The sequence below is a fragment of the Achromobacter sp. RT286_PF genome, assembly GCF_059760425.1.
In genome coordinates, this window is record NZ_JCBAMR010000029.1 from 1 (window position 1) to 15366 (window position 15366).

The 15366-nt window shown below is 64.7% G+C and carries 13 protein-coding genes and 6 tRNA genes; 2 read left to right on the plus strand and 17 right to left on the minus strand.

The window, feature by feature from the left end; all coding sequences use genetic code 11:
- The 9 genes from AC6LJY_RS20110 to AC6LJY_RS20150 all read right to left on the minus strand — a co-directional run.
- On the minus strand, positions 1-475 hold a 475-nt coding region (locus tag AC6LJY_RS20110), incomplete at its 3' end, for an EamA family transporter (protein ID WP_498136646.1).
- Complete coding sequence (bioB, locus tag AC6LJY_RS20115) at positions 472-1557, minus strand: biotin synthase BioB (RefSeq protein WP_498136623.1); 1086 nt, start codon at positions 1555-1557, stop codon at positions 472-474. The genes bioB and AC6LJY_RS20110, both read right to left, overlap by 4 nt.
- A gap of 382 nt (positions 1558-1939) precedes the next feature.
- Positions 1940-3433: a helix-turn-helix transcriptional regulator gene (locus AC6LJY_RS20120; protein ID WP_120157598.1), complete on the minus strand. Its 1494-nt coding sequence runs from the start codon at positions 3431-3433 to the stop codon at positions 1940-1942.
- Between the two features lie 286 nt (positions 3434-3719).
- A tRNA-Asp gene (locus tag AC6LJY_RS20125) sits at positions 3720-3796 on the minus strand.
- A gap of 78 nt (positions 3797-3874) precedes the next feature.
- A tRNA-Glu gene (locus tag AC6LJY_RS20130) sits at positions 3875-3950 on the minus strand.
- Positions 3951-4003: 53 nt separating this feature from the next.
- Positions 4004-4079, minus strand: a tRNA-Ala gene (locus tag AC6LJY_RS20135).
- A gap of 104 nt (positions 4080-4183) precedes the next feature.
- A tRNA-Asp gene (locus tag AC6LJY_RS20140) sits at positions 4184-4260 on the minus strand.
- 69 nt (positions 4261-4329) lie between these two features.
- Positions 4330-4405 (minus strand) — tRNA-Glu (locus AC6LJY_RS20145).
- A gap of 54 nt (positions 4406-4459) precedes the next feature.
- Positions 4460-4535: transfer RNA gene (locus AC6LJY_RS20150), tRNA-Ala, on the minus strand.
- A gap of 362 nt (positions 4536-4897) precedes the next feature.
- On the opposite strand from AC6LJY_RS20150, the gene AC6LJY_RS20155 reads away from it, so the two are divergent.
- Positions 4898-5953, plus strand: a complete 1056-nt coding sequence (locus AC6LJY_RS20155; protein WP_485857967.1) for an aldo/keto reductase — start codon at positions 4898-4900, stop codon at positions 5951-5953.
- A gap of 12 nt (positions 5954-5965) precedes the next feature.
- Here AC6LJY_RS20155 and lnt read toward each other — a convergent pair whose 3' ends face one another.
- From lnt to miaB, 5 genes are all read right to left on the minus strand, one after another.
- Positions 5966-7597: an apolipoprotein N-acyltransferase gene (gene lnt, locus AC6LJY_RS20160; RefSeq protein ID WP_498136624.1), complete on the minus strand. Its 1632-nt coding sequence runs from the start codon at positions 7595-7597 to the stop codon at positions 5966-5968.
- Entirely contained in the window at positions 7594-8484 is an 891-nt protein-coding gene (locus tag AC6LJY_RS20165) for a CorC family transporter (RefSeq protein ID WP_046805235.1), read from the minus strand. Before AC6LJY_RS20165 ends, lnt begins: the two co-directional genes overlap by 4 nt.
- A gap of 216 nt (positions 8485-8700) precedes the next feature.
- Entirely contained in the window at positions 8701-9177 is a 477-nt protein-coding gene (gene ybeY / locus AC6LJY_RS20170; RefSeq protein WP_046805236.1) for an rRNA maturation RNase YbeY, read from the minus strand.
- Positions 9167-10192, minus strand: a complete 1026-nt coding sequence (locus AC6LJY_RS20175; RefSeq protein ID WP_120156750.1) for a PhoH family protein — start codon at positions 10190-10192, stop codon at positions 9167-9169. Before AC6LJY_RS20175 ends, ybeY begins: the two co-directional genes overlap by 11 nt.
- Positions 10189-11643 carry a tRNA (N6-isopentenyl adenosine(37)-C2)-methylthiotransferase MiaB gene (miaB, locus tag AC6LJY_RS20180; protein WP_046805238.1) on the minus strand — a complete coding sequence of 485 codons (1455 nt, stop codon included), beginning with the start codon at positions 11641-11643 and terminating at the stop codon, positions 10189-10191. Before miaB ends, AC6LJY_RS20175 begins: the two co-directional genes overlap by 4 nt.
- A gap of 192 nt (positions 11644-11835) precedes the next feature.
- Between miaB and AC6LJY_RS20185 the strand changes: the two genes are divergently transcribed.
- On the plus strand, positions 11836-12603 hold the full coding sequence (locus AC6LJY_RS20185) for a phosphatase PAP2 family protein (protein WP_104145558.1): 768 nt from the start codon (positions 11836-11838) through the stop codon (positions 12601-12603).
- A 63-nt stretch (positions 12604-12666) separates the two neighbouring features.
- Here AC6LJY_RS20185 and AC6LJY_RS20190 read toward each other — a convergent pair whose 3' ends face one another.
- The 3 genes from AC6LJY_RS20190 to secF all read right to left on the minus strand — a co-directional run bounded on the left by AC6LJY_RS20190 (position 12667) and on the right by secF (position 15344).
- Entirely contained in the window at positions 12667-13434 is a 768-nt protein-coding gene (locus tag AC6LJY_RS20190) for an alanyl-tRNA editing protein (protein WP_498136625.1), read from the minus strand.
- 35 nt (positions 13435-13469) lie between these two features.
- Positions 13470-14147 (minus strand): VOC family protein, encoded by a 678-nt coding sequence (locus AC6LJY_RS20195; protein ID WP_498136626.1) that lies wholly within the window; start codon positions 14145-14147, stop codon positions 13470-13472.
- Between the two features lie 261 nt (positions 14148-14408).
- Positions 14409-15344: a protein translocase subunit SecF gene (gene secF, locus AC6LJY_RS20200; protein ID WP_498136627.1), complete on the minus strand. Its 936-nt coding sequence runs from the start codon at positions 15342-15344 to the stop codon at positions 14409-14411.
- Between the last annotated feature and the right edge of the window lie 22 nt (positions 15345-15366).

Below are 15366 nucleotides of genomic sequence, written 5' to 3' on the forward strand. Positions count from 1 at the left end.
CAGCAGTCCCGGCGGTCCCGGCGGTGCGCGCAGCACCGCCTGCCGACGCCCAGCGCGCCGGCCGCAGAAGCAAGCATGCCAGCGCGGCAAACGCCAGCAGGACCGCCGCCAGCTTGCGGCCATTGACGGGTTCGCCAAACAACAGGAACGCGGCCAGCAGCGGGATGAACAGCGACAGGCGCTGCGCCGCGTCGCTGCGCACGATGCCGGCGTGGCGCACCGCCGCCGCCATTGCCAGGAACACGCTGGGCAACAGCACCCCAAGCGCGGCCAGAACGGCCCACGGCGTGCTCGGCGTGAACAGCGCGGCAGGGTCCGGTTTCAGCACGGCCCAGCAAAGCAGGGCGGCCACGGCGTAGTTCATGGCAATCGCCTGCCGCACGTCCACGTCGTAGCGGCGCGCCAATTTGAGCAACACGGCTACTGTGACGCTGCACGTCACGCTTGCCAACAGGTAAAGAACGCCAGGGGTCAACGGCATGTCGTGCCGCCTTCTGCGCAGGGTTGGCCGGAACCGGCTTGAGGTTGGGCGGAATGCCCCGCGCCCGAGAACTCCGGCGCGGCATGGTGCGGCGCCGGCTCCACGTGCATGCCCAGCCGTTGCAGCAGGCGCTGGTCAGCCTGCATCTGCGGGTTGGCGGTGGTCAGCAGCGCGTCGCCATAGAACATCGAATTGGCGCCCGCCATGAAGCACAGCGCCTGCATGGCGTCGTCCATGGTTTCGCGTCCGGCCGACAAGCGTACGGCCGCGCGCGGCATCGTGATGCGCGCCACGGCGATCGTGCGCACGAACTCGAACGGGTCCAGCGGCTCGGCCTTGGCCAGCGGCGTGCCTTCCACCTGGACCAGGTTGTTGATTGGCACCGACTCCGGATAGGGCTCCATGTTGGCCAGTTGCGCGATCAAACCGGCGCGTTCCCGCCGCGATTCCCCCATGCCCACAATGCCGCCGCAGCACACGCTGATGCCGGCCTCGCGCACGCGCGCCAGCGTATCCAGGCGGTCCTGGTAGGTACGGGTGGAAATGATCTTGCCGTAGAACTCCGGCGACGTGTCCAGGTTGTGGTTGTAGTAGTCCAGGCCGGCGTCCTTGAGCTGCTCGGCCTGGCCGTCGCGCAGCATGCCCAGCGTGACGCAGGTTTCCAGCCCCAAGGACTTCACCGCGCTGACCATCTGCGCCACGGCTTCCAGATGGTGCGGCTTCGGGCTGCGCCAAGCCGCGCCCATGCAAAAGCGTTGCGCCCCGCCTGCCTGCGCGGCCTTCGCGGCGGCCACCACTTCATCCAGCGGCATCAGCTTGTCGGCATCCAGCCCGGTGTCGTAGTGCGACGACTGCGGGCAGTACGCGCAATCCTCCGGACAGCCACCGGTTTTGATCGACAGCAGGCTGGACAGCTGCACGGCATTCGGGTCGAAGTGCGCGCGATGGACCTGCTGGGCGCGGTGCATCAAGTCCATGAACGGCATCGCGTACAGCGCCAGGATGTCGTCGGGGGTCCAGGCCGGGGCGGCTCGGTTGCGGGTCGTCTGCGGGACGGGGATGTAGGCGGTCTGCAAGGGCGGGCTCCAATCGATCTATCGAAAACCACGCCGCTTGCCTGGCGAGGCAAGGGCGGGATCGGCGGATCGTAAGAACCTGCGCAGGGTTTGCGCAATGCAGGCCCACTGCACGAAAATGCGGGCCACTTCGATGCATGTTCGCCGCGAATAGAAGATTTAACCGTGCGGCGCGGTCTAACGCGATGGCATCTTCGTTGACGCCGACCCCCTCAATATTTTGATTCTAATTGTAAATTCCGAGCGTAGCCGGCGGCGCCGGGACGGCACCATTGCACGGCGGTCACTTTGTCGGATCACCCCGTTGCGATCACCCCGTTGCGATCAACCCGTTGCGATCGTCCCGTTGCGATCGTCCCGTCGCGCGATCACCCCGTCGCGATCACTCCTTAGCCGGCTTGTCACGCACCCGCGCGGACTCGTGGCCCGTGATCCCTCGATCGCGCGCCCAGACAATCGCCGCGCTACGCCGGTGCACGCCGATCTTGCTGTAGATCGTGGCCACATGATTGCGCACCGTATTGCGCGACAGCTTCAACGCCTTGGCGATGCCGTCGTCGTCGTGGCCCTGGCAGAGCAGGCCCAGCACTTCGCGTTCGCGCGTGGTCAGTTGCGCCAGTTCCGCCACATCGCGCGAGGCCGGCGCGGGCTGGCGCAACTGCGCCAGCTTTTCGATGATGCCCCGGCTGAACCACGACGTGTCCTGCATCACCGCTTCGATCGCGGCCAGCAGCTCGATCTCGGAGCGTTTGCGTTCGGTGATGTCCTGCATCACGATCAGCAGTCGGCGCTGCCCACCGATCATCACGGGCTCGGCCGACACCAGGCAATCAAGCGCGCCGCCATCCTGCGTGGCCAACGTGGCTTCGCGGTTGCGCGCGCTTTCGCCACGCTTCAGGCTGGCGGCCATGCCTTCGTAGGGTTGCAGGCCTACGTCGGTCAAGGCCGCGCCCACGCTGTCTTCGGGCGACGCGCCGGTTACCGCTGCAAAGGCGTCGTTGATATCCAGCACGCGCAGCGTATCGCCTTCGCATACGGCCATCGGCACGGGCGCCAGCTTGAACGCCTTGGAAAAGCGCTCTTCGCTTTCGCGCAGCGCCATCTCGGTGCGTTTGCGCGCTTCCAGGTCGATGAAGGTGAACAGCATGCAGGGTTCGTCCTGCATGTCGATCGGTTGGCCGGCGACCATCACGAATTTGGCGCCGCCGTCCGCCAGCTTCACGACGCCTTCGCGCTGTGTAATGGTCTTGCCTTCGTTCAGATTGGCCACGGCCTGTTCTTTGTCGTCGCCGCCGTCCAGCACATCCAGCTCGTACGCGGACTTGCCCAGCACGGTCTCACGCGTGTAGCCCGTCATTTCCAGAAAGCCCTGGTTGACCTTGACGTAGCGCAGGTCGGAAAGCCGGCAAATGAGGGCGGGCGCCGGATTCGCGCCGAAGGTGCGTTCGAAGCGTTCTTCGGCGTTGATCTGCTCGGTCTGGTCGTGCAGGATCAGCACGCGATAGTCAGCGCCTTTGTCGCCTTCCAGGTTCAAGCCGCGTGCGCGCACGTTGCGCAGGAACTCTTCGTCATCCTTGCGGCTCAGGTCCAGCAGCAGATCGTCAAACGTTTCTTCAGCGGCCAGGCGGTCCAGCGGATATTGGCGCGCGGGCACGCGGTGATGGTTGCGGTAGGTCAGCGTGTAGCGCTTGCGGTAGCCGGCGGGCGTGCCGCCCAACGCTTCAAGATTGTCGACGCCGTGTAATTCAAGTGCGCTGTTATTGGCCCATGCAATTGAGCCGTCGGGTTCAAGCAGGATGATGCCTTCATTCAAACCCGCGATGATGGCTTGCAGGTGTTGGCGATGCGCGTGTGGCGCGGCGGCGTTTGCGGTCACGTAGGCCTCTTCGGTTCGCGTGGCGTGAGCCCACAGGATGCAGGGGCGCGGCAAAGCTGTCCAGACAGCAAAACGGACGAGTCTTAGCGGCGGGGTAAAAGGAGGGGAGAACGCACAAAATAACGCGCGGACAATGCGGGCGCTGAAATGCAAAAAGCCCCGGAATCCGGAGCTTCAATGTGTACTGCGACGATGCGTATTGCGATAGTGGGTATTGCGATAGTGGGTATTGCGAGGATCGCTCGTGCGATCTTTCAAGCTGCATGCTGGCAAACACCAAAGTGCTTGGCGGAGCGGACGGGGCTCGAACCCGCGACCCCCGGCGTGACAGGCCGGTATTCTAACCAACTGAACTACCGCTCCGCAGCGGCTTACTCAACAACTTCAAACTTCATCACTACACTGCGGTGTCAAGGCAGCTTGTACTACGTGCCAGAAATCTGGCGTCCCCTAGGGGATTCGAACCCCTGTACTCACCGTGAAAGGGTGATGTCCTAGGCCTCTAGACGAAGGGGACCTGAACTAACAGAACTGCAAACAACTTTACTACGGTACTGCGGTACTGCGTGCTGGTGGAGGTAAGCGGGATCGAACCGCTGACCTCTTGCATGCCATGCAAGCGCTCTCCCAGCTGAGCTATACCCCCCAGGGCGCCCTGATGTTCCGAACTTCAAACAACAAGGTCTCACACTCTATAAAAGCAAAAAGCCCCGAAGACGGAGCTCTTGAAAGACTCAGAGCGAGAGCTTTTGGCGGAGCGGACGGGGCTCGAACCCGCGACCCCCGGCGTGACAGGCCGGTATTCTAACCAACTGAACTACCGCTCCGCAGCGGCTTACTCAACTACTTTGTCACTTCAACTGCACTTATCTACTTCTTTACTGCTGCCAGTGAACTGGCGTCCCCTAGGGGATTCGAACCCCTGTACTCACCGTGAAAGGGTGATGTCCTAGGCCTCTAGACGAAGGGGACTTGGACTTGCTGTACTGCATAACTGGTACTGCAACTACATTCTTCGCTGTTGACTGGTGGAGGTAAGCGGGATCGAACCGCTGACCTCTTGCATGCCATGCAAGCGCTCTCCCAGCTGAGCTATACCCCCGTTTCTCTAATCAATTCCTGCTACGTTTTACGGTAGAAACACACGTTTTATTGTGCGCTTTTTCGTAGTTCGTTGCCGGTTTTGTTTAGTGCCGTTGGCGAAGAAACGAGATTATGCACGAACAAAATCGGGTGTGCAAGTCGATCGCGGGCAAAAACCATAAAACGACAAAAAAAATAGGGGTGGGATGCCTTTTTCTGCTTATTTTGTGAGCGAAATCAGACCATCCAAGACCGGGTGCCAGCGCGTGGATTCCAGAAAAATCAAAGGCTTGTGCGGATGCTATCGTGGGCGATAAAAAATTTTCGACATCCTGTGGCTTGCGCGTAAAAAAAGCCGCGCGACAACCTGAGAATTCCGGCATGAGCACAAAGACTTCGTTTCCCACCCGGCCCCTGGGCCGCAGCGGCATGCACATCACGCGTATCGGATTGGGCGCCTGGGCTATCGGCGGCAACGGCTGGGCGGTGGGGTGGGGGCCGCAAGACGACGCCGATTCCATCGCCGCGATTCGCCTGGCCGTGGACCGGGGCATCAACTGGATCGATACGGCGGCGGTGTACGGGCTGGGTCACTCCGAAGACGTCGTGCGTCGCGCGCTGGCGCAGATGGCGCCCGGCGATCGGCCCTATGTGTTCACCAAATGCGGGCTGACGTGGTCGACCGATAATCCGCAAGCGATGCCGCGCCGTACCGGCGCACCGGCCAGCATTCGCCGCGAAATCGAAGGGTCGCTGCGCCGGCTTGGCGTCGAGCGCATCGACCTTTATCAAATGCACTGGCCGGCCGGCGACGGCACGCCGCTCGAAACCTATTGGCAGGAACTGCTGAACCTCAAGCAGGAAGGCAAGGTTGGCGCCATTGGCCTGTCGAACCACAATCTGGCGCAGTTGCAGGATGCCCAGGCGCTGGGCCATGTGGATTGCCTGCAACCGCCTTTTTCGGCGATCCAGCGTGGCGCGGCGGCCGACCTTATTCCCTGGTGCGCGCAGCATGACGTGGGCGTGATCGTCTACAGCCCCATGCAGTCCGGGCTGCTGACGGGCGCGTTTACCGCCGAACGTGCCCGGGCGTTGCCGCCGGACGATTGGCGCGCGCGCAATGCCGAATTCGCGCCGCCGAACCTTTCCCGCAACCTGGCACTGGCGGATGCGATGAAACCCATCGCGGAACACCACGGCACGACGGTGGCCGCGGTCGCCGCGGCGTGGACGTTGGCATGGCCGGGCGTTACCGGCGCCATCGTCGGCGCGCGCAGTGCCGCGCAGGTCAATGGTCTGCTGGGCGCGGCCGAACTGGAATTGGATAGCGACGACTTGGACGCCATCGCCGAGGCCATTGAGCTGACGGGGGCGGGCGAGGGGCCCGTGCGCCCGCCGCAAGACAGCGGCAGGTTGCCAGAAAACCTGTTCGCCTAGGAAAACCAGCGGTCAGTTGGCGGGCCGCGCCTTGCGGTGGCCGCCAATGGCCGCGATAAGAATCAGGCCCATCAAGGCCAAAGCCAGTTTGTCGCCAAAGCGCGCATACGGGGTCAGCCCCGTCATGCCTTGCACCGATACCGGCAGCACGCCGGGCTGCAACGGCGCAAGCTGCGCCGCCACGTGGCCCTTGGCGTCGATCGCGGCGGTAATGCCGGTATTGGTGGCCGTCAGCATGGGCCGAGCGGTTTCCATCGTGCGCAAGCGGCCGATCTGCAAGTGCTGGCGCAACGCCCACGAATTGCCGAACCAGCCCAGGTTGCTGACGTTGACCAGGATGGTTGCGCCCGGCTCGCCATTGGCGCCCGGCTGTAGCGCGGGCAAGAGGTCGGGGCCGAACAGGTCTTCGTAGCAGATGTTGAACGCGATGTGCTGGCCGCCTACCGCGAACGGCGTCTGACGCGGCGCGCCGCGATCGAAATCGCCCAGCGGGATGTTCAGCATGTCGACAAACCAGTGGAAGCCGGGCGGCACGTATTCGCCCCATGGCACCAGATGGCGCTTGTCGTAACGCATGGCCGTGCTGCCGGTCAGCAGTTGCTGGATCGGCGTGTTGCCGTCGAATCCCACCACGCTGTTGGTGTAGCGGTCGCGACCATTGACGCGGTCATGCAGCGGCACGCCCATCGCAATCGTCATGTTGCCGCGCGCGGCCACGCCACGCCAGGCGTCCCAGATGCGCGGATCCAGCTGGTCCTGGAAAACCGGCATCACGGTTTCAGGAAGAATCACAAGCTGCGGCGCCGGCACGCCGGGCGCGGGCGGCAGCGCGGTCATTTCCAGATGGCGCACCAGGCTTTGTTCCAGCAGCGCGGGGTCGAACTTTTGCGATTGCTCGATGTTGCCCTGGATCAGCCTGACGTTAAGCGGGTCGCCGGTGGGCGAAGACCAATCGATGCGCGACAGCGGCCAACCCACGGCGGCTAGTGCCACCGCGACGCCCGCCGCCAGGGCCTGGCGCGAGTCCATGGCCTTTTTGCGGGACGGCTGCCACAGGCTGGCGATGGCGGCGGCGGCGAACGCAGCCACAAAGGCCATGCCGTGCACGCCAAGAATGGGGGCCCATCCCGCAATCGGGCTGTCCACCTGCGCGTAGCCGATGTTCAGCCACGGGAACCCGGTCAGCAAAACCGCGCGCAGCCATTCGAAGGCGGCCCACAGGGCGGCCCAGGCCAGCGTGGATGACAGCCTGCCCAGCGGCGTGGCGCCCGCCGTCAGCGGAACGTAGCGGCGCGTCAGCGCACTGGCGGTGGCGGGGAACAGCGCCAGGAAGGCGGACAGGGCCAGCACGCCGGCCACCGCCAGCGGCGCGGCCAGATCGCCGTAGCGATGCATGCTGATGAACAGCCAATACAGGCCCACCGCGTAGGTGGCAAAGCCGAATAGCCAAGCGCGCAGCCAGGCTTGCGTGGCCGACGGCGCGGTCAGCGTGACGCGCGCCGCGATGGCCAGCATCAGTATCTGCGTGATGGCCAGCGCCCAATCCGGCAGCGGGCCGGGCGCAAAGGTCAGGGCGTGCACGGCGCCCGCCAGCGTCAAGCCGGCGGCGCCGCGCAGGAGGATGCTGCGCGGGGTACGGCTCATGCGTCGTCGTTGGGGCGGGAGGATTGGGCAGGCACGTTGCGCTTGACGCGCAACCAGATGGCGCGGCGGGCGTCACCGCGAGCCACTTCCAGGCGCAGGCCGTCGAATTCGGCTACGTCGCCACGGCGCGGAATGCGGCCCAGCTGGCCCCCCATCCAGCCGCCCACGCTGTCGTATTCGTCGTCAGGCAACTGGCAGCCGAAGACCTCGTTGAAGTGCGAGATGTCGGTGGCCGCCATGACGCGCCACTGGTTTTCGCCTTCGGGGAAGATTTCGTCTTCTTCGGTTTCGTCGAATTCGTCTTCGATGTCGCCGACGATCTGTTCCAGCACGTCTTCCATCGTGACCAGCCCGGAAATGCCGCCATGCTCGTCAATGACGATGGCCTGGTGGTTCCGGCTGGCGCGAAATTCGTGCAGCAGCACATTCAAGCGCTTGGACTCGGGGATGAACACGGCGGGGCGGACCAGGGTGCGCAGTTCGATGCCGGGTTCCAGCATGCAGCGCAGCAAGTCCTTGGCCAGCAGGATGCCGATGATGTTGTCGCGATCACCCTCGTACACCGGGAACCGCGAATGCGCGGTTTCAATGACGGAGGCCACCAGGTACGGGATGGGCTGCGTGACGTCCAGCAGGTCCATGCGCGAGCGTGGAACCATGATGTCGCCGACGGTGCCTTCGGACACGGCCAGCGCGCCCTTGATCATCTTGTAGGACTCCGCATCCAGCAGGTTGCGGTCGTGGGCAGCTTCCAGAATGGCCTTGATGCCTTCGCGGTCCTCGGGCTCTCGGCGCACAAGGGAAAGCAGGCGGTCTAGAAGGGATTTGGTGGCGGGTTTGGATGAGCGAGCAGAGGTCGCTTCAGGAGCAGGGTAAGGGTCAGACATCGTCCGGGAGGACAAGTTATGGAGGGGCCAGCATAACCGAAACTGGCGTGGGTTTTGTAACGACGGCCCTGAAAATGCGGGCAAACGACGACATCTGCGCGTTGCTTGACGCCATTTTTCGCCAGAAGCTAGGGGTTGACCCGAGTGGCCGCAAGCGGCATGCCCGAACGCACGGCGGCGTTGGACACACGGGTGGTCACGGCCTGCCGGGCCTGCCTAGTCGGCCGCCACGTACGGGTCGGCAATGCCCATCTGCGCCAGCGTGGCCGTTTCCAGGGCTTCCATGCGTTTGGCGTCGCGCGCCTTGATGTGGTCGTAGCCCAGCGCATGCAGCACGCCGTGAATCGTCAGGTGCGCGGCGTGCTCCAGCAGCGGTTTGCGCTGTTCGCGCGCCTCGCGCACCAGCACCGGCACACACATCACGATATCGCCGCGCGCCACACCCAACGGGTCCACGCCGTACTCGAAGGTGAGCACGTTGGTGGCGTAGTCGCGTTCGCGGAAATCGCGGTTCAGGCGCCGGCCCTCGGCCGCGCCGACCAGGCGCAGGCTGAGTTCCGCAGCCGAAAAATCCACCAGCCCGTCTTCGGCCGCCGCCGCCAGCGCACGCTCGGCCCACCGGCGCAGGCGCCAGCGGGGCAGGCGGGCTTCCTCGACCCCGTACTGCACGGACAGGGACAGATCAGGCTTCATTTTCAGAGGCGCGATCGTAGGCGTCGACGATGCGGGCCACCAGCGGGTGGCGCACGACATCGCGGCTGGTGAAGCGGGTGGTGGCGATGCCCTGGACGTCTTCCAGCACTTTGACCGCATGGGCCAGGCCGCTGTCCTGACCGCGCGGCAGGTCCACCTGCGACGGGTCGCCGGTGATGACGGCCTTGCTGCCGAAACCGATCCGCGTCAGGAACATCTTCATCTGTTCCGGCGTGGTGTTCTGCGCTTCGTCCAGGATGACGAACGCGTGGTTCAACGTGCGGCCGCGCATATAGGCCAGCGGCGCGATTTCGATGGTCTGCTTTTCGAACAGGCGCTGCACTTTTTCAAAGCCCATCAGGTCGTACAGCGCGTCGTACAGCGGGCGCAGATACGGGTCTACTTTCTGGGCCAGATCACCGGGCAGAAAGCCCAGGCGCTCGCCGGCTTCGACGGCCGGGCGCGTCAGCACCAGCCGCTGCACCGTATCGCGTTCCATGGCGTCGATGGCGCAAGCCACCGCCAGCCAGGTCTTGCCCGTGCCGGCGGGCCCGACGCCGAACGTGATGTCGTGCTTCAGGATGTTGTTCAGGTAGTCGCGCTGGCGCGGCGTGCGCGGGCGCAGGTCACTGCGCTTGGTGCGCAGCGCGATGCTGTCGCTGTCGTCGTCCAGGGCCGGCAAGGCATCGGCCTCGCGCACCTGGGCTTCCTGCGGCTTGTCTTCCTGGCGGCCAACGCCGATTTCCACCAGGCCCAGCTGGATGTCATCGATCGACAGGGCGCGGTGCACGGCTTGTTCGTGAAAGCGTCGCAAGACCCGACCGGCCAATTCGGCGCGTTCGCCTTCGATGGTGACGCGGCTGCCGCGACGCGACAGGTTCACGCCCATGCCGTCGGCCAGCTGGCGCAGGTTCTCGTCCAGGGGGCCGCACAGATTGGCCAGGTGGGTGTTGTCGCCGTCCAGGTTGACGACGGCGGGCATGCTGCGACGGGCGCGGGAACGGGGAGTGGTCATTCGGCCTCTTGGGGAACGCGGTCTACATCGGCCACCCGGGCGCGCAACGAATTGGTGTGCGCTTCGGTGATGATGACGTCGACCATTTGTCCGATGAGCCGCGCGGGCGCGGCGAAGTTCACAATGCGGTTGTTCTCGGTGCGGCCCATCAGTTCGTTGGGGTCGCGGCGCGAGGGGCCTTCCACCAGCAGCCGCTGGCGGGTGCCGACCATGTTGCGGGCGATGGTGGCCGCCTGCTCGTTGATCAGCGCTTGCAGGCGCTGCAAGCGGCGCAGCTTGACGTCTTGCGGCGTGTCGTCCGTGAGGTCGGCGGCGGGCGTGCCCGGCCGGCGCGAATACACGAACGAGAACGAGGTGTCGAAGCCGACGTCTTCGATCAGCTTCATGGTTTTTTCGAAGTCTTCTTCCGTTTCGCCGGGAAAGCCCACGATGAAGTCGGACGACAGCGTCAGGTCGGGGCGGGCCGCGCGCAGGCGCCGCACCACCGACTTGAATTCCAGCGTGGTGTAGCCGCGCTTCATGCCGGCCAGCACGCGGTCGCTGCCGGCTTGCACGGGCAGGTGCAGGAACGACACCAGCTTGGGCAGGCGGGCGTAGGCGTCCACCATGCGCTGGGTCATTTCCTTGGGGTGCGACGTGGTGTAGCGGATGCGTTCGATGCCCGGGATTTCGTGCACGTATTCCAGCAGCATGGCAAAGTCGGCGATCTCGTCCGAGCCTTCCATCTTGCCGCGGTACGCGTTCACGTTCTGGCCCAGCAGGGTCACTTCCTTCACGCCCTGATCGGCCAGGTCGGCCACTTCGATCAGCACGTCCTCGAAGGGGCGCGACACTTCCTCGCCGCGCGTGTACGGCACGACGCAGAAGCTACAGTATTTGCTACAGCCTTCCATGATGGACACGAACGCCGTGGCGCCGTCCACGCGCGGGGGCGGCATGTTGTCGAACTTTTCGATTTCCGGAAAGCTGATGTCCACCTGCGACCGGCCCTCGGCGCGGCGGCGCGCGATCAGGTCGGGCAGGCGGTGCAGCGTCTGCGGGCCGAACACCACGTCGACATAGGGCGCGCGCTTGACGATGGCCGCGCCTTCCTGGCTGGCCACGCAACCGCCCACGCCGATCACCAGGTTGGGATTGGTCTTTTTCAGGTGCTGCACCCGGCCCAGGTCCGAGAACACTTTTTCCTGCGCCTTTTCGCGCACCGAACAGGTGTTGAACAGGATGACGTCGGCTTCTTCCGGGTTGTCGGTCAGTTCCAGGCCCTGGTCGCCGCGCAGCACGTCGGCCATCTTGTCCGAGTCGTACTCGTTCATCTGGCAGCCAAAGGTGCGGATGTACAGCTTGCGGGGGGAACCGGTGCCCGCGTCGGCGGCGGCAGTGTCCGGAAGGGCGGCGGCGGCGGAATCGCCGGCGCTGGGCGCGTTGGCGCGCTTGAGGGAGGTAGCTTGCATGAGTGTCGCCGTGACGGGTGTAGATCCCGGGGGCTGAAAGGGGTGGAAAGGCGGAATTTTAACCTTTGCCGGAAAATTGTTTCTTGGCCCCGCGGGTACGTCGCCGTTACGATAGCGAGCCGGCTCGATTCCCGCCGCAAGTAATATTCCCGTTTCCCCTTAAGCGTTCCTCTTTTCCCGTAAGCGGCACCGATGACACCGAACCCCCTGACGCCCCAGGCCGCCGCCTCCGTGCCCCCTGCCGCGCCCGGCCCCTCCGTGCAAAACCAGATCCGCAACCCATTTTCCTGGACGACCTGGCTGTTGCTGGCCGCGGCCCTGGCGTTGCTGGCCGGCGCGAGTGCGCGCTGGGTGGACCTGCCCCTGGCCATCTGGATCAAGCAGTCGGTGTCCGCCGGCGTGAACGAATCTTTTGAATGGGTGGGCGAATTGGGCGAAAGCGGCCCGTATATCGGCGTGGCGCTGGCTTTCTACGTGGTCGGCTTGATCGGCCTGGCGCGTGGCTGGCGCAACCCGCTGCGCATGAGCTATTCCAGCATGGCGCGCGGCAGCTTGCTGATGCTGTCGACCATGGCCGTGGGCGGGGTGGTCGTGTTGTTGCTCAAGCGGTCGGTGGCGCGCGCGCGTCCCGAGTTGTTCTTCGAAAAGGGCATCTACGGGCTGGGCGAATCGTTTTCACGCGCGCAGCAGTTCAATTCGTTTCCGTCCAGCCACACCTATGCGGCTTTTGCCGTGGCCGTGGTGCTGAGCATCCTGGCGCCGCGCTGGCGCGTGGTGTTTCTGCTGCTGGCCGCGTTGGTGGCGATGAGCCGGCTGGTCAACCTGGACCACTACCTTTCCGACGTGATGACTGCGGCCGGCATCGCGGTGCTGGTAGGACATCTGCTGGCGCCCCGCGTGTTGGGCAGCCAGTATCAATGGCCGCTGCGCGCGCCTTGGCGTTGGTGGAAGAAAGCTTGAACCCTGGCGTTCGTCAAACAAGGGCCGCGATAACATCGCGGCCCTTTTTTTATCGCGCGTTGCTTATGCAAAGTTGACGACCACGCGTCGATTCGTGCGGCTTTTCTTTTCGATCTTGGCGATGGCCACCGCGCCGATCTCGCCGGTGTTGCGCACGTGGGTGCCGCCACAGGGCTGGCGATCCACCCCGGGGATATCCACAATGCGGATCTTGGCCGTGCCCGTCGGGGGCGCCGCGCCCACCGTGCGCACCAGGTCGGGCTGCGCGGCCAGTTCTTCCGGGGTGATGCCGGTGACGGTGACGTCCAGGCCACGGTTGATCAGCGCATTCAGGCGCTCGGTCAGCTCGGCCTTTTCCAGGGTGGATTCGGGCAGGTCGAAATCGATGCGGGCGGAGTCGGCCGAGATGCTGCATCCGGTCACGGGGGCGGGCACCAGCGCGCCCAGCAGGTGCAGACAGGTGTGCAGCCGCATCAGGCGATGGCGGCGCGGCCAGTCGATGGCCACGGTGACGCGGTCGCCCACTTGCGGGGGCGTGTCGCCGTCGGCCAGGCTTAGCACGTGCAGGATGCGCTGGCGGTCGTCCGCGTAGACCGTGTCCGCCAACGTCAGCACGCGTCCGTCCGTCAGCGTCAGCGTGCCGCTGTCCCCCGCCTGCCCGCCGCTACGCGCATAGCAAACGGTCTCGTCCAGCTCGACGCCTTCGGGGCTGACGGCTGTGATGGTGGCCTGGCATTGGTCCAGATAGGGTTCGTCGTCGAAACGTTTGCGGGTGGCTGTGGCTGTGGCTGTGGCTGTGGCTGTGGCTGTGGCTGTGGCTGTGGCTGTCATGCGGGGTCTCCGGTTTGAATGCGATGTGCGGGCGGTTAAGCCAGGGTCTTCTGCCCTTGCGGCGTGTCGATCAGCGCGGTCAGGCGCGGCTGCCCGTCGGTTTGTTCCAGGTCGATCAGGGTGTCCGCACCCATCCAGGTCAGCCCCTGGCGCAGCAGGCCGGCCTGCGGGTGGCATCCCGTCAGGCGCACCAGCGTCAACGGCTGCGGCGGCAGGCTGACGCCAGGGTAGGCGTCCACATCCCATTGGATCAGCGTAGGCAGCAAGCCGTCGCCGGCCGCGTGCCCCGCTTCGCGCCACGCCGGCAGGCTGCCGTCGTCCGGCACCGTCAAGCGCCAGCGCAGATCGCCGCGCGTCATGGGGATGACGGGGGCGATACGTTCGGGGTGTTCGGCCTGCATGCGCGTCAGGTCCAGCGGCGCTTGAACGCGCGCGGCCCAATGCGCCAGGAAAGGGCCCTGTTGCAAGCGCGCGCGCATGTCGCCCTGGTCCAGCCCGAACCAGCGCGGCCGCTCGGGTGCGGGCGCGTCCGGGTCAATGGCGATGACCTCCAGATACATGCCGCCCGCCATGCCCAGCACGCGGTTGTGGGTGCCCATGCGCGGATGCGCGCCGCCGCCTTGTGGCGCGCTGCCCAGCAGCCCGGCGACATATTCCGTACCGCTGGCAAGGTCCGCCGCGGCGATGACGAGATGATCAATGGTGAGTTTCATGGGGACCTATGGTAGCGAATGCCGGCGGATTCGTACCCGCATGAATATATCTGTTCGGATATAACCGTCAATACGCCCCGCGGCGAGAACGGCGAAGGCAAGCACTTGGGGCCAACGCGGCTAGTCGTAGCGACCGCGGATGGTCGACGTGCCTTGCACGCCGCCCCAAAAGCAAAAACCCGTCGCGCATGCGACGGGTTTTTGTTTGCAGCCCGACCGGGATCGGGACCGGGATCGGGATGGGGGGTCAGCGGGCAGGAATCAGGCGACTTCGCCTTCTTCGCCTTCCTTCTTGACCGGCTTGATCAGGTCTTCGCGCTTGACGCCCATCCACATGGCCAGCGCGGCGGCGACGAACACCGACGAATAGATGCCGAACCAGATGCCGATGGTCAGCGCCATGGCGAAGTAGTGCAGGCTGGGGCCGCCGAAGAACAGCATGGCCAGCACCATCATCTGCGTCGAACCGTGGGTGATGATGGTTCGCGAAATGGTCTGGGTGATGGCGCTGTTGATGACTTCGGTGACGTCTGCCTTGCGGTACTTGCGGAAGTTCTCGCGGATACGGTCCATGATGACGACCGATTCGTTCACGGAGTAACCCAGCACGGCCAGCACCCCCGCCAGCACCGCCAGCGAGAACTCCCATTGGAAGAACGCGAAGAAGCCCAGGATGATCACCACGTCGTGCAGGTTGGCGATCACGCCGGCGACGGCGAATTTCCATTCGAAGCGAAAGCCCAGGTACACCATGATGCCGATGACCACGACAAGCAGGGCCATCAAGCCGTTGTGCAGCAGTTCCTGGCCCACCTGCGGCCCGACGAATTCCACGCGGCGCAGTTCAACGCTGGAATCGGCCGTCTTCAGCGCGGCCAGCACGCTTCCGCTTTGCGTGGCCGACGTTTGGCCTTCCTGCAGCGGCAGGCGGATCATGACGTCGCGCGAGGTGCCGAAGTTCTGCACCTGGAAGTCGGAATAGCCCAGCTTGGACACCACGCCGCGCACGTTTTCCAACTGCGCCGTCTGGGCGTAGTTGACTTCCATGACCGTGCCGCCGGTGAACTCGATCGACAGGTGAAAGCCGCGCGTGACGATGAAGAAGATCGCCAGCGCGAACGTGACGAGGCTGATGATGTTCAGCACCAATGCATGGCGCATGAACGGGATGGTGCGGTGAATACGGAAAAATTCCATTTTTCGCCTTCGGTTCTTTTTA